Raw genomic sequence first — 18,599 nt, forward strand, 5'->3', positions numbered from 1 at the left:
GCACTAACTCCTTATTTTTTATCATAACTTGGCACTCTTTCTCTGAGTGCCTTTTTACATATATCCTAATAAGGTTTGTCGCTTGCAAAGTTTATTCATAGAACAATCATTAAGATAAGTCATAAATACCCTAATAAAATGCCTAAAAGCCATGCTTGCATCACTCGCCCCCGTTCTTGGACAAAACTTTTCACCATCAGTGATTAAATATTTCGCTTTAGCTTAATCTCACCTTTGGGTAAAAAGATCGGGTGCTGAAAATGGCACAGATATTTTTGGAATTTTGACCATGTCACACTCCTATGAATTTGACGACGATGATGCGCCATGGGGCGAAAACGTCAAAGGTAAGCAAAAAAACAAACGCGTAAAACAACGTCGCAGGGATACTAAGCGCCGTTATTCTGATGATGCAGAGGTGGATTTCTATCAGCATAAATCGAAGTAACTGAACTACGACCCGTTTGCCTTAGCAAATTCGAGCTTTATAAGCAGTCAAATCCCAGCAAGTTGGAGTTAATCCAACTTGCTAGTTAATCTAAGTTTTTCCCTCTATTCATCTTTTAATTCAATTGTAAAATCAATAGGCTAATTGGCCTATTTACCCTATGCTCTTTAGGGTTTACTCATGCTTTTTTGTCGACAAAAACTACCTTACACATCTTTACGGGTTTAAAGGATGATCCCATGGAAAAACAACGCCCCGATTTTATCTATCCCCCAGGCAGTATGTTAATGCACTCCCCCTTAGTATTGAATAAAGCCGATATGTACGGTTTTTTTCTTAAGGGAAAACTCGCCAACTTACAGCGTTCTATCGATAAAACCCTTAATCAAGTGGCCGGAAGCGCCATGTACTTTAAAGTGCTGTCACCCTTTGTACTGACAACTTTTACCCAAATCGAGAAAGCCTATTCAGAAGACCCAACCGACAGGGCCAAGGGTTGGATCCAAGAAACCGACATCATCACTTGGGTCATGGTCGGTCGCCAAGACAATAGCAACAGTGCATCGATCAGCCATGTGTATTTTCAGCCACTGCATATTTGGGTAAATGATGCGATGGCCCTGATCAATGGCCGCGAGTTATTCGGTTATCCCAAGTATTTGTGTGAATACACTATGCCCGCGGTCGGAGAGCCATTAACCCGCCTATCCCTGGCAACAAAGAGCTTCTTACACTTTAGCCCTGACACTGAACTTGCCATGCACCCGCTGATTGAGGTGAATTGCAATGCCAAGCCCGAGGCGCACCTCACCACGCTAGAAGCCATAGCCCAAACCTGGCAACTCTTTAAAGAACAAACGGATTTTATTCCAGAGCTGGATAAGCTCGGTGAGGAGCAATTCTTCCATTTGCTGTTTAAGCCCGCTATCGACCAAGTGTTTTTAAAGCAGTTTCCGGACGCTTCAGGCCAAAAAGCGGTTTATCAGGCGATTACTGCATCGCCCGCACAAGTCAACAAAGTGCACAGTGTTGCCCTGTTAGAAAATGACTTTGTCGCCACCATTTTTGATAACGCCAGCTTCCCACTCAAAGAAACCCTAGGCGTCGAGGTTGGCGAGCAGCATGTATTACTGCCCTACCATGTGAACTTTGACTTTGAAGTGCCACCTGGCGAAGTGCTGGTCGATAACTCTGAAATCAAAAAACAAAAAATTGCCATTCTCGGCGGAGGCGTCGCCGCCATGACCGCCGCCTGTTATCTCACCGACAGACCCGGTTGGCAGAACCAATATGAAATTGATGTCTATCAATTAGGCTGGCGAATCGGCGGCAAGGGCGCAAGTGGCCGCAATGCTGCGATGGGGCAAAGGATTGAAGAGCATGGCCTGCATATCTGGTTTGGTTTTTATCAAAATGCCTGCGCCTTGATGCGTAAAGCCTATGAAGAATTAGGCCGCCCGCCAGAAGCACCGCTGGCCACCTTCTTCGATGCCTTTAAACCCCATAACTTTATTGTGCTACAGGAGGAAATTAATGGTCGCTCCGTTAGCTGGCCGATTACCTTTCCAACACTCCAAGGGATCCCTGGAGATGGCACCGAAACTTTAACCTTCTGGAAGGTAGTTAAGGCCGCCTTTGCTTGGATAAAAGAATGGCTAAAGGACATGGACTCCCTGCTGGAAGCCGATGAAAAAGCCATGGCGACGCCTAAAAACTGGCTCGATACCAGCTGGTTTGAACGACTTAAGGATAAGTTAGAGGATTCGGTTGAAGATGCGATGGAATCCCTAGACGCTCTAGGTGACAAGCTCGAATGCCATTTTAATCAAATGATTGGCCGTGAATGCGATGAGCATGTCCACAGCGAGAGTGACGATGGTTTAGTCGAGTCCGCCGTCGATGCCCTGCACCAAAGGTTGGTTAAACGCTTTAGTGACCATTTAGACACTAACGACGAGTTGCGCCATCTGTATATTGCCGTCGATTTAGGCTTAACCATCTTAAAAGGGATGTTTGTCGACGATGTGTTTGAAAAAGGCTTCGATGCCATCAACGATTATGATTACCGCGAATGGTTAATCAAACACGGCGCCAGCCAAAAATACACGGTCGACAGCGCCCCAGTACGCGGTTTTTATGATCTGGTATTTGCCTACGAAAAAGGCAACTTTGACAAACCAAATGTCGAAGCGGGCACCATTATTCGCTCCATGCTGCGTATCGCCCTGTGTTATCAAGGCGGGATTATGTGGAAAATGCAAGCTGGCATGGGAGATGTGGTCTTTACCCCCTACTATGAAGTGCTGAAACGGCGCGGCGTTAATTTCCACTTTTTCAATCGAGTCGATAATTTAGAATGTCGCAATAACAGCATTCAAGCGATTGAAATTACTGAGCAAGTCGCTTTGGCACCATCGGTTAAAGACTACAATCCACTCGTGGATGTGAAAGGCTTAGCCTGCTGGCCCAGTACCCCCAATTACGCTCAGCTCGAGCCTGAGCAAGCCGCATTGCTAAAAGCCCATGATATTAATCTTGAACACTTCTGGAGCGATTTGGACAACCTGTACGAGGCGCAATTTGGCCAAGCACTACCGAAAAAACGTCTACAAAAAGGCGTGGACTTCGACAAAGTGATTTTTGGTCTGTCTCTTGGTTCGGTCCCCCATGTCGCTAGCGAAGTCATGGCGCAGAGTCCGGCGCTCAAAACCTGTGTAGATAAAGTGCAGACCGTCGCGACCCAAGCCTATCAACTTTGGATGAATCAAGATCTTAATGGTATTGGTTGGCCCAATTATTCTGAGAATGGCGAGCAGCCTGTCTTATCAGGCTTTACCGAGCCCTTCGATACATGGGCATCAATGGATCAATTGCTCGATAAAGAAGACTGGCGCGGCCTTGAGCCCAAAAATGCCAGTTATTTCTGCTCGGCTTTACCCGTGGATGCCTATCCTCCAAGCACGGATATCGGTTTCCAGCAGCGAAAAACCGCCGAAGCTAAGGCTGGCGCCATCAATCAGCTCAATACGGAAATTCATAAGCTGTGGCAGCATGTTGGCGACACCTTCCCCTGGGAATGGTTGCACGATGAACAAAACCGCCAAGGCGAAGCGCGATTCGATAGCCAATATTGGCGCGCCAATGTGGATCCTTCGGAGCGTTATGTGTTGTCGGTTAAAGGCAGCTCACAATATCGGATCACAACCGATGGCACAGGTATCGACAATCTGTATATGACGGGTGACTGGATTAAAACCGGCCTCAATGCAGGTTGTGTCGAGGCCGCTACCATGGCGGGCATGCATACCGCTAAAGCTATCTGCGGTCATCCGGCCATTATCAAAGGCGAAAAAGACTTCGCCTAAATGCCAAAGGGCTGCATTGTGCAGCCCTTTCTATTTGTTTTATAAGTTGTTCTCAAGCTTAAAAGGAAGCGATCTCACCCACGCGGCTATCGGCATATTCCTGACGCCGTTTTTCCATCCTAGACTGATACAAACGACTATCTGCACAGCGCAGCCACTCATGGGGTTCGGCTACGTCGGTATTCATCGCGATGCCAAAACTAAAATGACAATCCTTTAAGCCTTCAGCGACGACTTGCGCAGTTAATTCTCGCAAACTATTCACTAAATTTGTCACGCTACTCGCAGGCAGAATAACGACAAACTCATCGCCACTAATACGGTAGATTTTGAGTTGAGCAATATTGGTCGCTTGCAAAAACTGCACAAGTCTTTGTAGCAAACGATCACCTTCTTGATGTCCCAAGGTATCGTTCACCATCTTAAGATTGTCGACATTCAGCAGCACCAACGCCATAGGGTTAACCACCTTATTGGAAAAGGCCAATTGAGAATTCATAAACTCATCAAAGGCATAACGGTTACCGACTCGCGTTAAGCCATCAAGCCTTGCTTTTTCCCAAGCGATCCCTAACTCTTCGATATGCGCCTTACGTTCTTCAGAAAGGAGTTTAAGTTTATTAGCCAAGGCAAGAGATAACAGTAAGGCATCTACAGTGCCGCCGAGCAAAGTAGCAAATTCAGCATGCTCAATAAAATCAGGAGTAATCCCCATATTGCCCGGTAAAATAATCACCGCAGGCAACAGCAAACAACTAAAGGCCATGATGAAATAGCGCGCTGGGGCAAAGCCTTTCATCAAACACACATTGCCACAGGTGATCGCCAACGCAATCCACAGCATGATTAAGACTGAGGCAATAATCGCGGTATAGGGCAATAACCAAATACTAGTTGGCAAGGCTAAAATACAAGCAACCAATAAGTACTGGCTCAGTCGCCACAATCGGGGCGAATAGCTAGGCAACTGTAAAAAGTGCTTGTAGAACATAATATTAAATATCGGCAAACTGATAAAAAACAGATGATGTAGTTCTAATTGATGATAGTTAAACAAGTGAGCGGGTAAATGGAATGTTAATGCCCAACCTCCAAAATAGGCCAATACATAAAGGCCATAATATAAGAAGGCTTTATCAAAAATAGAGATATAAATCAATATATTATATAAAGCAATAAACAGTAATCCCCCTAAACAAATCAGTATCGCCATGGCCACACGGTCGTTGGTTAACTGATGCACCTCTTCTGACGTTAAAGCCAGCTCCGGGGCGGAGGAATAATAGCGGCTACTCAATCGAGTCACCAACCAATAATCAGTCCCAATATTCAGTTGAACCTTGCGACCGTAATCGAATAAAAATTCATAGGGTGCATAGTAACCACTGTGGGCCGTTTGCACTGAGCCATCACTACCAAGTAACCAATAATCGACCGATTCAACAATAGAATTACTGGCATCGACTACCCAACGAGTTTGACGGCTATTAACCATCACTGGAGACACCATCCAATAGTCGCCACCAGCCAGACTCACAGAGCTAGCTTCTTTGAGTAGGCTCATCCATTGAGTTACCTCATTAAAATCGGCAGGCGGGAGCTGCTTATCTTCTGCATGGAATAAATAAGGGGAGTCCAACGCAATTTCAGCGCTAAGGGCAAATGGACTAAATGTCCAAAACAGCAACAAAAAGCACCAGAAATTATGCACGTTAGTTTTGCTCATTGGTATCTTGGTTTATATACCCGCGTTTAGTTCCACGCAGAAAATCAATTTAGAGTGTTAACTTTATGACTACATTTTATTTTTTACAATTGATTAGACTAAATTAGTCGGCAATGGGATGCCTTATGATGATATTTTAGTCGTTAACTTATAGAACCACACTTTAGCCTCAATATCAGTCGTTAACATGGATACCTATGGCACCTTTATTGATGATTTTAGCGGCACAATTGTTGATAGCCAGCGGTAACCTATTGGTTAAGTTGCTTGAAACTAATGCGCCAGTGTTTCAACTTGTACTTTACCGACAATTATTTGCCACACTTTTGGTACTGCCCTTTGTCTGGCGTTTACAGGGCAATCTCAAGTTAAGTCCCTTTTACAAAGTGCACTTAAGCCGAGCGCTATTAATTGGTTTAGGCAATGCTATCTTTATGCTAGCTGTATTGCATCTGCCACTCGCAACAGTCACCGCAGTCATTTATACCTCGCCATTATTACTGCTGTTATTGTCTGCGTTCTTTTTACATGAGCGTATAGGCTATCGCCGAACAGTAGCAGGCATCATTGGTTTTACGGGCATATTACTGATAAGCCAACCAACCGAATTTAATCTCTACATTGGCTTAGCCTTTTTTGGGGCCATGACTTCGGCAACAAACAGCTTGATTTTGAAGGCATACTCAACCCACGAGCATCCCTTTTCAACACTCTTTTGGTCTAATGCCTTTGCGATGGTTTTTCTGATACCGGCAACTTGGTACGAGGGCGCAGATTTTAATCTCCCCGTCGCTCAAGTCGGCTTAACCTTAGGCGTGTTTTATATCGGCATGACCTACCTGATTATCCATGCCTATCGACGAGCAGATGCGAGCCAAATGGCACCAGTGGAATACACAGGCCTTATTTTTGCCGCATTGTTAGGTTGGTGGTTTTTGGATGAGCACTTAAGCATTGTGGTGTGTATTGGCATAGGACTGGTGCTCTTCTCCTCCATCCTACCAAGCTACAGCGAGCTCAAAGCCAAATGGAAAAGCCGGCAAAGGTAACCTTGGCCGGCTTTAAATTCGAGGCGACACATTTAGGTCGCCAATTTACTGGTTCGATTAGAAGCGGAATTTACCGCCGATGTACGCACCATCTTCAAAGGTAAAATCACGGGCATTATCGTATTCAAAGGCAATTTTACGATAACCAACGTACAGCGCCATATTCGGGTTGATGTTGTATTGCACTTTAGAATCCAATTCATACTGACCATCGACATTACCGAAAGACAATACCGATGGCGCGTAGTAAGCGGCAGCATGTATAGAAATATTTGGTCCTAAGGCTAACGCATAACGACCACCTACAGACACAGTACTGCCATTTGGCGCATCGTCTGCCCATAACTGGCTTAACTTAGCGCCCACTTCAAAATGATGCACTCCCGCATCGTGGGTCATGTGCATTGCACCTTGAGCAATATGACCGCTATCGTCCGAATAAATATATCCTAATACTGCATTAGTATCTTTATTCACTTGCAGCTCTAACTCAGTAGAAACCACATCGTTGTTTAAACCAAGATTAAATTCTGACGCATTCACTTGCAGCGCGGCTGCACTCAATAATAAGACACTTGCTACTCTGAATTTAGCCATAAAAACACCTCAATAATGACTGTGGGTAATAGCGCGGATCATACCGAATAAAAAAAGAAAATCTGCATATTTAGGATTTTGGTGCCGATATTTTTGAATTTAAAACCAAATAAAAACCTTCAATAAACATCAGAAAAACCTAAATAAAACAATTTTTACACATTAAGGTGCTGGTATACGATTTCCCACTAAGGTTTGCATCGTTCCTTCAATATCAATCTCATCACATAAGGTTAAGTAATACCAACCCACGGTATTCCCCGTTCCTCTAATGCTTAAATAGTTACGCCAAAAGTGAAATCCGGCCTTGAGTAAATTCACTCTGCTGGCGTTGTTTTCATCTCGAATAGTGGCATATAACAGGGCAATTCCCTGTGCTTTAGCCACTTCAATCCGCATAAGGGTAAGCCCTTGGGCGATGCCTCGGCGGCGATATAAAGGCGAGACTACCAGATAACCGAGTTCCCCTACCGGGCCAGAACCGGCCTTAATCGCTGCGCAGCCGACTATCTCACCTTCGAGAGTCTTCGCCAATATCACGGCGCGGGACAGAGCAAAAGCCTGATGGTCGAGGGGATGCGCGTTGTCATCACGCAGGTCAATTAATGCCGCCGCAGCCGCTAATTCGGCCGCGTTTTGACAAAGAACAAATTGAATATCGTTTTGATTCATACAAATGAGTTAAACAACCTAAATCCACTTAAAGATAAAGTATCGTCGCCATACCGAGGAAAGTGAAAAAGCCCACCACATCGGTCACAGTGGTTAAAATCACCGAGCCAGAGAGCGCCGCATCTTGGTTAAATCGCTGCAAGACCATAGGCACAATCACCCCAGCTAAAGCCGCGACCGCCATATTGATTAAAATCGCACAACCTATCACTATGCCTATGGTGCTGTCGGCAAACCACCAGCCCGATACCAGTCCAATAACAATCGCCCACAGAGTGCCATTGACTAAACCAATCCCTAACTCGTTCTTCATTAACGAGAATAAGTTACCCGCAGAGATCTGCCCCATCGCCATACCGCGGATCATCAAGGTGAGCGACTGACTCCCCGCAATCCCGCCCATTGACGCCACTATCGGCATAAGTACCGCAAGTGCAACCACTTGAGATAAGACGTTTTCAAACAATCCAATGGTTGCCGAGGCCAAAAATGCGGTGAGTAAGTTAATCCCTAACCACACGGCGCGGCGCTGCGCACCTTTGATGATTGGGGCGAATAAGTCGTCGGACTCATCCATACCCGCGGTCGCCATTAATTGCGCTTCGTAATGTTCACGCACTAAGGCAGTCGCAGCCCTCAGGGTGACACGGCCAATCAGCTCCCCGGCCTCATCGATCACAGGTAACTCAATTTCGCGGCTATGTTCTATCGCCTCGGCGGCATCGAGTAGCGTCGTATCCGCAGTTAATGCACGACTGTCTTCCGATAACAGTGAAATCAGCGGCTCAGAGGGATCATGCTTGAAAATATCATAACGTCTGACCGTACCTAGGTATTTATCCGCCTCATCGACGATAAATAAGTTGTCGTTACAGTCGAGTTCAATTCGCCTGAAAAACCGCTGCGCCTGAGCCACAGTCGCCTTATCGCTGAGCACTAACATTTGATGATCGGTATAACGACCAATTTCGTTTTCCGAATATTGGTCATACAACTCGAAACGCTGCCGCTGACGCTCGCCCATCTGCGCCAAGGCGCGGTCGGTAAAACTTTCGGGGAGATAATCACTCCACTCAATCAAATCCTCAGGACTAAGCTGCGCGAATAGCAGATCCACCTCATTGTCGGGCATCTGCTTTAGGATACCCATACGCGGATCGGCACGCATTAAACTCAGCACTGTTACACGGTCACTAAACTCAACCTGTTGCCAACGCTCGTAACGCTCGTCTAAGGGTAAAGACTCCAGTGCTAATGCAATAGTACCAGGCTCTGCTTCATTTAAGATTTCACTGAACACTTCAGCCTGTTCTTCACCTTCAACTTCAGTGAGTTGCTGAACAACCTGCCCGACATCGGCCTGTGTGTTTGTTTCGTATTCGGCTTCATGTTCAGTCACATAAACGCCCTTCTGCTGAGATAAAAATTAGCGTAACTATATTGATATTGAAGAAGATTGGCAAACACACAGAATAAATTGCACACAAATTGATTGATAACAACTTAACTATTATTTATGCTAATCATCACACCTAAGGAGGTAATGATGACATCGACTATCTATAGCCACAGCGCAAACGACATTCAAGGCAATCCAACGGCACTGGCACAATATCAAGGCAAAGTAATTTTAATTGTAAATACCGCCAGTGAGTGCGGTTTTACACCACAGTACAAAGGCTTAGAGGCGCTTTATCAAAAATATAAAGCACAAGGATTTGTGGTTTTAGGCTTCCCATGCAATCAGTTTGGTGCCCAAGAAAAAGCCGATGAGAAAGGCATCCAAAGCTTTTGTGAACTCAACTTTGGCGTGAGTTTTCCCCTATTTTCAAAAATCGAGGTAAACGGTGAGCATACTCACCCTTTATATCAGTATCTTAAAAAAGCAGCGCCGGGCCTATTGGGCACAGAACGGATTAAGTGGAATTTCACTAAATTCTTAGTGAATCGTCAGGGAGAAGTGGTCGCTCGCTTTGCGCCAACCACAAAACCAGAAGACATTAGCGACAAAATAGAAACGCTTTTAAAGTAATCAGCGAGCTATCCCGTTGAAACTTTTCTATTAAATAAAAAGTTAAGTTATTTTTTATTTTCGATGGAACTTTAACCCTATAAGCCCCTCAAACATATTGAACAGCGAATGTCTTTTTCATGTTCATCATTCTCCCAGGGGCTTCTAGCGCGGCCCCCTTGACCTAGGAAGAGGTCACTAGGCAACCAATTGGTTGCCTTTTTTTATGTCTATGTTTTATTTGTAAAATAAATGTAGTCATCCACTGACTTCTATATTTAGCATGTCGGCATGGTCGAAAATAATTTCAAAAATTTTTAGCCGCAAACTGAACTTTATGAAAAGGCCTTAGTCTGACTATATGTAAGGATTAACAAATCCGCTTTAATGCACAATTGATTGCTAAATGAAAAGTTTAGCAAAGGATTAAATGGATAAAACATGCCGTTTAATTCAATGGAACAGTTTCAAGTTATTGCATAGAGTCGAATTGGTTGGTCGTTCATCATCATCTCCCTTTTGGGAAGCAATCGAATACACGCTAGCGCACTGAATTCCTTTGTCTCCTAGCTTGATTTTCTTATGGCAACCTTTGGTTGCCATTTTTTTTATCTGTCTTTACGAGTTAAACATCCTATCTAACTGTACTTGAATGGATGGGTGATAACCTGCGCGTGCGCTTGCATAAATCTGTTTTAACTCAGCATGATAACCCGCAATCTTTAACTCAGCGTAAAGCGGACGGACAAACTTGCCGCGGCCAATACGCTGTAAATAAGCGCTTAAAGCAGGCAGCACGGGATCGTAATGATTGCGGATAGCGACCCTAAACCAATCGCAGGCAATTTCGGCATTGCTCGACTCGGTTAACTTAAAGGTATCGTCCAAATCCATTAATTGCACCTGAGACAAGACTTCGGGCAATTGGGTCAGAAAGTATTGCCAGTGATGGACACGCCAGCCTTGCACCTTAAGCTCACTAGCCGCTTTGCCCTTTAAAAAGTCCTCCAAGGCGCTATCGACCTTATCTAAACTTCGCGATGTGGGCCCCACATAACCTTGAGGTAGCCCTTCGCCATAAATCCATTCCAGCAATTCGGCTTCGCTTATCTTATCGGAATAGGCTTCAACTAAAGCGACTTTGGCGTATTTGACAAACTCTTCAGTGGTAATTGCCTTAAAAGCAAAGTGCTGCACATAGGCAAACAGAAACTTATCGAATTCGGTGCGGCCAAGTCGATGCTCTAATTCATGGACGAACATCGACGCCTTATCATAAGTAAAACGGTTAAAGGCCAGATTAGGATCGGCCTGTTGTACATTGGCGGGTAGCGTTTGCCTATGGCACGGTAAAACGGCCATTTCTTCTTTTAGTCGACCAAATTCAATAACCCATTCTAGCTCAGCCTGCTCCTTGCCATAGACTTCCTCGACAATTCGATTGGTGAAATAGGTCGTAAAGCCCTCATTTAACCAGAGATCACGCCATGTGGCGTTACTAACCAAATTGCCCGTCCACGAGTGTGCCAACTCATGGGCAACCGTTGACACAAGACTCTTATCTCCCGCAATCAAGGTTGGAGTTAAAAAAGCTAAACGGGGATTTTCCATGCCACCAAACGGAAAGCTCGGCGGCAAGATGATCATGTCATAACGCCCCCAGGCATAAGGGCCTAATAGCGATTGCGCCACATCTAGCATATGTTCGGTATCGGCAAACTCAGTTGCTGCGGCGGCCAACATGCAAGGTTCTGTATACACGCCGCTGCGCGGGCCTATGGCTTGAAATGCCAAATCACCTACCGCTAATGCCAGCAAATGGGTTGGGATGGCTTTTTCCATCTCAAACGTAAATATCCCTTCAAGCGGTGTATCTGGATGGTTCATCGCACTCATCACTGCACGCATTCCCTTGGGCACTTGAACTTTTGCATCGAAGGTTATCCGCACCTTTGGCGTATCCTGCAAGGGGATCCAACTGCGGGCATTAATGGGCTGAGATTGACTAAAGAGATAAGGTAACTGTTTGCCGGCCGTTTGCTCAGGCATGAGCCACTGCAACCCTTCAGCTTCTGGCGAGGTGCGATAGTGAATACAGACTTGCTCATACTTTTCAGCGGGTAGCTGGATCACCAATTTCTGCCCGAGGATTTCATTTGGCACTTCAAGCACAAACTCAAGGGGCTCTTGAGTATCTGTCGTGACCGATAAAATATGTAAATCACGGCTATCGAGCCATAACTCGCTAGTCTGTGGTTCAAAGTAGCGAAGTGACAGAACCGCTTCCCCGAGCAAAGTGCGAGTCGCAAAGTCGATTTTCAACGCGAGGGATAAGTGCGTGACCTGCACTTGGTCGCTATTGGCAAAGGAATGGTAATCCCGAGTTAAATCCCATGCTGCGTGAGCGATTGGCATTTGCTGGCTTTCTGATGACATCACTTAGCTAACCTGTGAACGGTAAATTATCTAATCATATTATCGGACGCAGATTTACCGACGCGCAATCGAATAAACTGTCCTCGCATCGGCATTTTGTAACAATGCTTGAATCCAAGTTTTGCCATAATCGACTTTAGTTAACTCATAAAAATAAAATTTACATATTTTTCAATGCATAAGGAAAATAGTAAAAATATTTTCAAAAATTTTCTATTTTTGCTGAACTAATTTCGCGCCCTTGAGTCAGATATTATGAACCGAATCTTTGCAATGAGTTTCTTCGTTCATCATCATTCTCCTTTCGATGGTTTCTAGCGCGACCGTCCCCAGATTCCGAATTGGAATTTACAGCAACCTAATTAGGTTGCTTTTTTTATGCCTATTTTCAGTCGTAAGCGCCAGCTAGTAATCACCTAGCATGATAACCCCATACTGACGTTGGTGGTTTTAGCCCCCAAAACAAAAAGGGTCTCCGAAGAGACCCTTAACGTTTAGCGATAAAGAATTAGAGGCGGATGCCTAACTGTTCTAAATCTTTGGCAACTACGCTCTTAGGCAGCGTCACGTAACCGTCTTTTTCTACAACTTGCTGACCTTGCTTAGATAACACATAACGGATGAATTCTTTTTCCATTGGTGCTAAGTCTTTGTTTGGTTGCTTGTTCACGTATACATACAAGTAACGTGATAATGGGTAAGTACCATTAGCGGCGTTTTCTGCAGTCGCTTCGATAAACTCATTACCTTTTTTAGCGATTGCAACGGCTTTTACGCCTGCAGTTTTATAACCGATACCAGAGTAACCAACCGCATTCAAAGATTGAGATACTGATTGAACGACTGATGCTGAACCAGGTTGCTCGTTTACGTTCGCCTTAAAGTCGCCTTTACAAAGCGCTTTCTCTTTGAAGTAACCGTAAGTACCTGATACTGAGTTACGTCCATATAATTGAACGTCTTTTGCAGACCAATCACCACTAAGACCTAAATCACCCCAACGTTGAATATCCGCACCACCACATTTATGGGTAGAAGAGAAGATACCGTCAACCTGTTCAGCCGTTAAGCCTTTGATTGGGTTATCTTTATGTACGAATACTGCTAAAGCGTCAATTGCAACACGAATTTCAGTTGGCTTGTAGCCATAATGCTTTTCAAACGCTTCTACTTCGTTAGGCTTCATCTTGCGGCTCATTGGGCCGAATTGTGAAGTACCTTCAGTCAACGCTGGTGGCGCAGTTGAAGAACCAGCCGCTTGAATTTGAATATTGACGTTTGGATACATCTGTTTAAATTCTTCAGCCCAAAGTGTCATCATATTGGCTAAAGTATCTGAACCTACAGATGATAAGTTGCCAGACACACCACTTGTTTTCTCGTAAGTAGGTAGAGATGGGTCAATAGCTGCCATGGCAGTTGTAGAGAATACACCAGCGGCTGTGAGGGTCATCGCGCCGACAAGTTTTTTCAGTTTCATTATGTGCTCCAGTTGTAAGCTAACTAATTTGTAACTTAGGTTTCTTCAGACGCAGCCAGTATCAATCGCCACAATGACAATTCTATGTCCAAGATATGACACTTAGATGACAAAACACTTTTTTGCATTTTTTTGAAAAATCACTTCTTTTCGAAGTCTGAAAAAAACAGGCCATAATGACCTGTTTTTAATATAAAAAATAACGTTACATTAAATAGCAATTATTTTTTACGTTCAATCAAATGCTGCGGGATCACAAAGCTGAAAGTGCTACCCTTTCCTAATTCACTGCTGATATTAAGCTCACTGTGATGATGACTTAATGCATGTTTCACAATGGCTAAACCAAGGCCGCTGCCCCCCGTTTGCCGTGAGCGCGCGCTGTCAACTCGATAAAAACGCTCGGTTAAGCGATTGATATGCTGCGGTGCAATCCCTTCCCCGGTATCTGTCACACTGAAGAGACCGCCAGTAGCAACGCTACGCCACTGCACCGTAATCTTGCCACCAGGTTCAGTGTAACGAATCGCATTAGAAATCAGGTTAGAGCAAGCACTTCTAAGCTGTAGCTCATTGCCATGGGAATCTAATCCCGGCTCACAATGGAAACTTAACTCATATTTATCCTGCGCTAATGCTTTAGCTTCTTCCTTTAAAACTTCCATTAGCTGCGACATGTTTACCGTGTTCTCAAGATTAATATCCACCGCATCTTCGATACGCGATAACACCAGTAATTGTTCGACCATCGACTGCATTCGCCGAGTCTGCTGCTGCATTAAGGCTAAGGGCTTAGCGTTCATCGAATCGGGTTCCGCCATGCTTTGCATCATCTCTAAATAGCCCTGCAATACAGTGAGCGGGGTTTTGAGTTCGTGTGACACATTGGCGACAAATTCTTTACGCATGCCTTCGAGTTGTCTTATCCGTGTAATATCGCGGGCAATCAACAGTAACTGCCGATCGCCATAGGCCATGATACGAATTTCGAGTAAACGCCGCTCCGATACTGGCGAAGCCAGCTCTAAGGGTTCCTTATATTCAGCCGCTTTGATATAGGCAGAAAAATCGGGATGACGAATTAAATTATCGATTCGTTGACCATTATCCTGTGGCCAAACGAATCCCAACATCAGCTGAGCTAATTTATTACACCATAAGATATTATGCTCTGAGTCGAGCACGACTGCTGCATCGGGTAAGGCTTCAGCGCCTTGACGGAAACGCCCAAGTAGAGCCGCCAATTGACCGACTCGGCGACGATTTTTACCTTGCAGGCGGTAAATACCATTAAATACGCCTTCCCAACTGCCAGTACCTTGGGGAGGCGTTAATTTTCTATCTCGCCATAACCAAAAATTAAGTCGCGCTAACTGACGGTAATGCCAGAACACTAATCCTAGCAATCCAATGATCAGTATCCAGAGGGGTTTCCCTACCAATAAACCAATGAGCAAACAAAGCAGTAAAAATACGGCTAAGCGCGTAAACAACCGGTACCCTGAATAAGAGTCGAACATAAATAAACCCAAACATCAGGCTAAATAAGAGGAGCACAAGATAGCCGAAAAGCTAACCTGTGCCTATCTCTTATTTGGCACTAACTACGTGTTGAGAAACGATAACCCGCACCGCGAACGGTCTGAATGAGACGATCATGGCCCGACTCTTCAACCGCTTTACGTAAACGACGGATATGAACATCTACGGTTCGGTCTTCGACATATACGTTTGTGCCCCACACATTATCAAGCAGCTGTTCGCGGCTATAGACGCGTTCTGGGTGTGTCATAAAAAAGTGTAACAATCGAAATTCTGTGGGTCCCATATCGAGTACAGTATCGCCAACACTCACCCTGTGACTCACGGGGTCGAGTAACAATCCTTGTACGTCAATCGTTTCTTCAAGACGGGTCGGCGCGCTACGGCGTAGCACCGCTTTGATACGTGCCACCAACTCCTTGGGTGAGAAAGGTTTAGTGATATAGTCATCGGCGCCCACTTCGAGGCCCTTAACCTTATCTTCCTCTTCTCCACGGGCGGTGAGCATAATAATGGGGATCTGACGGGTAAACTCATCCTGCTTGAGGCGTTTAGCCAATTGAATACCGCTTCCTCCAGGAAACATCCAATCCAACAAAATCAGATCGGGGTAAGGCTCCTTTAGCAGCGCAATGGCCGAATCAAAATCTTCTGCCGCAGAGGTGGTAAACCCATGCTGTTCCATTACAAAAGTCAGCATCTCGCGGATGGCTAACTCGTCTTCTACTATCAATATCCTTGCAGTCATAGGTGATTTTCTGTCAGTGAATGTCAACACGGCTATTATTAGTCATTTTTATTACAGATTTATGAATAAGTGTGCCGTACAAGCTATATAGTAGCGCTAATTGTCATATTAAGTTTATATAACTGTTTGTTTATCGCAATAAAAAAGGAAGCCGAAGCTTCCTTAATTCAATCTTAATACTGAGATTAGAACTTGTGTTCTAAACCAACAGCGATGTATTTATCATCATCTGTATTCGCTTCTAAAGAGCGGTTGGTATAGAAAGCAAACACTTTAGTCGGCTTGCCTAAGCTGTAATCCGCACCCACTGACCATGAATCACCTAAGTCTTCCATGTCTTGGAATTGAGCTTTTAATGTCACAGCATTGATATCATAAGCAGCACTTAACAGGTAGCCAGTCGCACTGTCTGCAGACACCTCAACTGGTTCGCCCGTTGTTGCATTGTATTTGTACGTTTGTTCCTGCTGCTGATACATACCACCCAACTTGATGCCAGCTAACTTGGCTTGTAAGCTAGCGCGCACGATTTCATATCCAGACACATCGGAATCGTACGCAAGGGCTGCATAGACAGCGGTTTTCTTTAACTTAGCGTCACCATACATGGCGGCAGCACTGAAACCATCTTGAGCAAATTGACTTTTAACATCATTACCTTCCGCAACATAAGTGACACCAAACACGAAGTCACCAAAGGAAGGGGTTAAGTAAGTTGCCGTTTGCGCAGCACGAACTTCACCTTTAAATAATTTTGTTAAGTCGCCAGAAAGATCGTTAAATTGGTCAACATCACCTTGAGAAATCTTCAGCAAAGTATCGTTACGACCAACAGAGAACGAACCAAAGTCGCCTTTTAAACCAACAAATTGATTACGCGCGGTAAAGTTGTCGCTTGATGCATTGCCAGTATCTACTTGATACTCAACAGTATAAAAAGCAGTAAGTGAACTTGATAATTCGAAATCACCCTTCACACCAAAACGAGAAGCATTACTTTGAATAGTTGTTGTAGCGTCACCTTTCTCATCGTTTGATTGAGCGGTAACATTCAACTTACCATAAACAGTCAGTGGCTCAGCGGCATAAGCAGAAGCCAGAGTTGCAGAAGCTAGCGCAGAAGCAAGTAGAGTTTTACAAAAAACGTTCATCATTTAATCCTTTCGACGTTATGTTCGTCTTGGTTATTGGTTTGGAACGACCGAAAGTTTGCAATGAATCTGTTTCAGTTTTATTTCAATTGTGACAACTTAGGACTACCACCATAAAACCGCACCACCTACAAAAGACAAAACCCATTAACACCAAGGGTTATAGCTAAGTTTTTCTCAATGTTACATTTTGATGAATTCTGCAACCAAGGCAAAATTTAACGATTTCAGGTAGGTTTACCCCGCCGCAACTATGCCGTAAACTGCGACTTTATTTTTCCAATGAGCGCATCTTATGTGGTTTAAAAATCTTACTCTTTATCGTTTCAATAAACCTTTTTCCATCGAGACAGAAGCACTTGAAACCGCACTTGCCGATTTCACATTTTCCCCGTGCGGCAGCCAAGACGTCAGCAAATTTGGTTTTTCCAATGCCTTAGGTAAACAGGGCAGCACCTTAGTGCACAGTGCCAACAATCGTCATCTAATCTGTGTCACTAAAGAAGAAAAAATTCTTCCTGGTCAAGTAATTAAAGAATCATTAGAAGAAAAAGTGGCACAAATTGAAGACGAAGAAAATCGTAAACTCGCCAAAAAAGAAAAAGATGCGCTAAAAGATGAAATCATCACTAGCCTATTGCCACGCGCTTTTTCGCGCCGCAGCCAAACACGCGCACTGATTTTACCTGAGCTAGAAATGATCCTCGTTGACAGCTCAAGCGCCACTAAGGCAGAAGAATTATTAGCCTTATTACGCAAGGCCTTAGGTAGCTTACCAGTGATCCCATTAAGCTTTAAAGCACCGATTGAAAGCCAATTAACTGAATGGCTTAAAAATGGCAGCGCACCATTACCCTTTGAAATGCAAGATGAAGCTGAGCTGAAATCTGCCGCAGATGAAGGCGGCATAGTACGCTTTAAGCAGCAAGATCTAAAAGAAGACGAAGTACTTGCCCACCTAGAAACCGGCAAAGAAGTGCATAAGCTCGCCCTGCACTTTGGCCAATCGATTGCGCTATTGCTGCAATCCGATGCCAGTGTGAAACGCTTAAAATTCTCCGAAGAATTTAGAGCGGGTAATGATGAGTTGGGTAATGAAGATCCGATGGCGCGCCTCGATGCTGACTTTGCCTTAATGGGCAGTGAATTAGTCGCACTAATGCATGCCCTGGTTTCTGCATTGGGTGGCATTGAAGAGACTCAAGCTTAACGCTTAAAACGCTGATCGTATTTGGCCAAGGCTCCTTCCTAGCCAATATTAGAAAAGTAAAAGGCGCCGCAGTTGGACTCAGTTCACTGCGGCGCCTTTTTAGTCTCTATGACTGAAGTAACACATTGGTAGTGATTCGAATAAGCCAACCTAAAGCCCACTCA

The 18,599-nt window shown here is 44.6% G+C and carries 14 protein-coding genes; 5 read left to right on the forward strand and 9 right to left on the reverse strand.

Annotation, left to right across the window (positions count from 1 at the left end; genetic code table 11):
• The first annotated feature begins 289 nt into the window (after nucleotides 1-289).
• Nucleotides 290-448, forward strand: coding sequence for a small highly charged protein (locus L976_RS17060; RefSeq protein ID WP_037416614.1), 159 nt, complete (start codon nucleotides 290-292; stop codon nucleotides 446-448).
• Nucleotides 449-687: 239 nt separating this feature from the next.
• Nucleotides 688-3,813, forward strand: coding sequence for an NAD(P)-binding protein (locus tag L976_RS17065; RefSeq protein ID WP_047538665.1), 3,126 nt, complete (start codon nucleotides 688-690; stop codon nucleotides 3,811-3,813).
• A 58-nt stretch (nucleotides 3,814-3,871) separates the two neighbouring features.
• Here L976_RS17065 and L976_RS17070 read toward each other — a convergent pair whose 3' ends face one another.
• Nucleotides 3,872-5,539 carry a diguanylate cyclase gene (locus L976_RS17070; RefSeq protein ID WP_047538668.1) on the reverse strand — a complete coding sequence of 556 codons (1,668 nt, stop codon included), beginning with the start codon at nucleotides 5,537-5,539 and terminating at the stop codon, nucleotides 3,872-3,874.
• A 197-nt stretch (nucleotides 5,540-5,736) separates the two neighbouring features.
• On the opposite strand from L976_RS17070, the gene L976_RS17075 reads away from it, so the two are divergent.
• Nucleotides 5,737-6,588: a DMT family transporter gene (locus tag L976_RS17075; RefSeq protein ID WP_037425791.1), complete on the forward strand. Its 852-nt coding sequence runs from the start codon at nucleotides 5,737-5,739 to the stop codon at nucleotides 6,586-6,588.
• A gap of 57 nt (nucleotides 6,589-6,645) precedes the next feature.
• Here the strand turns inward: L976_RS17075 and L976_RS17080 are convergent, their stop codons facing one another.
• The 3 genes from L976_RS17080 to L976_RS17090 all read right to left on the reverse strand — a co-directional run bounded on the left by L976_RS17080 (nucleotide 6,646) and on the right by L976_RS17090 (nucleotide 9,256).
• A complete protein-coding gene (locus tag L976_RS17080; RefSeq protein ID WP_037416607.1) occupies nucleotides 6,646-7,185 on the reverse strand; it encodes a YfaZ family protein in 540 nt (179 codons plus the stop codon).
• 162 nt (nucleotides 7,186-7,347) lie between these two features.
• A complete protein-coding gene (locus L976_RS17085; protein WP_037425794.1) occupies nucleotides 7,348-7,857 on the reverse strand; it encodes a GNAT family N-acetyltransferase in 510 nt (169 codons plus the stop codon).
• Nucleotides 7,858-7,885: 28 nt separating this feature from the next.
• Complete coding sequence (locus tag L976_RS17090; protein WP_037416602.1) at nucleotides 7,886-9,256, reverse strand: magnesium transporter; 1,371 nt, start codon at nucleotides 9,254-9,256, stop codon at nucleotides 7,886-7,888.
• Between the two features lie 147 nt (nucleotides 9,257-9,403).
• On the opposite strand from L976_RS17090, the gene L976_RS17095 reads away from it, so the two are divergent.
• Nucleotides 9,404-9,889: a glutathione peroxidase gene (locus tag L976_RS17095; protein WP_037425797.1), complete on the forward strand. Its 486-nt coding sequence runs from the start codon at nucleotides 9,404-9,406 to the stop codon at nucleotides 9,887-9,889.
• A 597-nt stretch (nucleotides 9,890-10,486) separates the two neighbouring features.
• Here L976_RS17095 and L976_RS17100 read toward each other — a convergent pair.
• The 5 genes from L976_RS17100 to L976_RS17120 form a co-directional block, all read right to left on the reverse strand.
• Nucleotides 10,487-12,304: a M1 family metallopeptidase gene (locus L976_RS17100; RefSeq protein WP_047538671.1), complete on the reverse strand. Its 1,818-nt coding sequence runs from the start codon at nucleotides 12,302-12,304 to the stop codon at nucleotides 10,487-10,489.
• A gap of 508 nt (nucleotides 12,305-12,812) precedes the next feature.
• On the reverse strand, nucleotides 12,813-13,784 hold the full coding sequence (locus L976_RS17105; protein ID WP_037416594.1) for a PstS family phosphate ABC transporter substrate-binding protein: 972 nt from the start codon (nucleotides 13,782-13,784) through the stop codon (nucleotides 12,813-12,815).
• Nucleotides 13,785-14,005: 221 nt separating this feature from the next.
• Complete coding sequence (phoR, locus tag L976_RS17110; protein WP_047538675.1) at nucleotides 14,006-15,304, reverse strand: phosphate regulon sensor histidine kinase PhoR; 1,299 nt, start codon at nucleotides 15,302-15,304, stop codon at nucleotides 14,006-14,008.
• An 80-nt stretch (nucleotides 15,305-15,384) separates the two neighbouring features.
• Nucleotides 15,385-16,074 carry a phosphate regulon transcriptional regulator PhoB gene (gene phoB / locus L976_RS17115; RefSeq protein WP_011071727.1) on the reverse strand — a complete coding sequence of 230 codons (690 nt, stop codon included), beginning with the start codon at nucleotides 16,072-16,074 and terminating at the stop codon, nucleotides 15,385-15,387.
• Between the two features lie 185 nt (nucleotides 16,075-16,259).
• Nucleotides 16,260-17,228 carry a porin gene (locus L976_RS17120; RefSeq protein WP_047538678.1) on the reverse strand — a complete coding sequence of 323 codons (969 nt, stop codon included), beginning with the start codon at nucleotides 17,226-17,228 and terminating at the stop codon, nucleotides 16,260-16,262.
• Nucleotides 17,229-17,520: 292 nt separating this feature from the next.
• On the opposite strand from L976_RS17120, the gene rdgC reads away from it, so the two are divergent.
• Nucleotides 17,521-18,435: a recombination-associated protein RdgC gene (gene rdgC / locus L976_RS17125; RefSeq protein WP_037416582.1), complete on the forward strand. Its 915-nt coding sequence runs from the start codon at nucleotides 17,521-17,523 to the stop codon at nucleotides 18,433-18,435.
• Nucleotides 18,436-18,599 lie beyond the last annotated feature (164 nt).

The sequence above is a fragment of the Shewanella sp. ZOR0012 genome (assembly GCF_000798835.1).
GTDB lineage: Bacteria > Pseudomonadota > Gammaproteobacteria > Enterobacterales > Shewanellaceae > Shewanella > Shewanella xiamenensis.

What these genes read in the sequence shown, in the direction of transcription:
- L976_RS17095 (WP_037425797.1), top strand. Translation starts at nt 9,404, where the DNA reads ATGACATCGACTATCTATAGCCACAGCGCAAACGACATTCAAGGCAAT.
- L976_RS17120 (WP_047538678.1), bottom strand. Translation starts at nt 17,228, where the DNA reads ATGATGAACGTTTTTTGTAAAACTCTACTTGCTTCTGCGCTAGCTTCT.
- L976_RS17075 (WP_037425791.1), top strand. Translation starts at nt 5,737, where the DNA reads ATGGCACCTTTATTGATGATTTTAGCGGCACAATTGTTGATAGCCAGC.
- L976_RS17080 (WP_037416607.1), bottom strand. Translation starts at nt 7,185, where the DNA reads ATGGCTAAATTCAGAGTAGCAAGTGTCTTATTATTGAGTGCAGCCGCG.
- phoB (WP_011071727.1), bottom strand. Translation starts at nt 16,074, where the DNA reads ATGACTGCAAGGATATTGATAGTAGAAGACGAGTTAGCCATCCGCGAG.
- L976_RS17060 (WP_037416614.1), top strand. Translation starts at nt 290, where the DNA reads ATGTCACACTCCTATGAATTTGACGACGATGATGCGCCATGGGGCGAA.
- L976_RS17085 (WP_037425794.1), bottom strand. Translation starts at nt 7,857, where the DNA reads ATGAATCAAAACGATATTCAATTTGTTCTTTGTCAAAACGCGGCCGAA.
- L976_RS17065 (WP_047538665.1), top strand. Translation starts at nt 688, where the DNA reads ATGGAAAAACAACGCCCCGATTTTATCTATCCCCCAGGCAGTATGTTA.
- rdgC (WP_037416582.1), top strand. Translation starts at nt 17,521, where the DNA reads ATGTGGTTTAAAAATCTTACTCTTTATCGTTTCAATAAACCTTTTTCC.
- phoR (WP_047538675.1), bottom strand. Translation starts at nt 15,304, where the DNA reads ATGTTCGACTCTTATTCAGGGTACCGGTTGTTTACGCGCTTAGCCGTA.
- L976_RS17105 (WP_037416594.1), bottom strand. Translation starts at nt 13,784, where the DNA reads ATGAAACTGAAAAAACTTGTCGGCGCGATGACCCTCACAGCCGCTGGT.
- L976_RS17100 (WP_047538671.1), bottom strand. Translation starts at nt 12,304, where the DNA reads ATGTCATCAGAAAGCCAGCAAATGCCAATCGCTCACGCAGCATGGGAT.
- L976_RS17070 (WP_047538668.1), bottom strand. Translation starts at nt 5,539, where the DNA reads ATGAGCAAAACTAACGTGCATAATTTCTGGTGCTTTTTGTTGCTGTTT.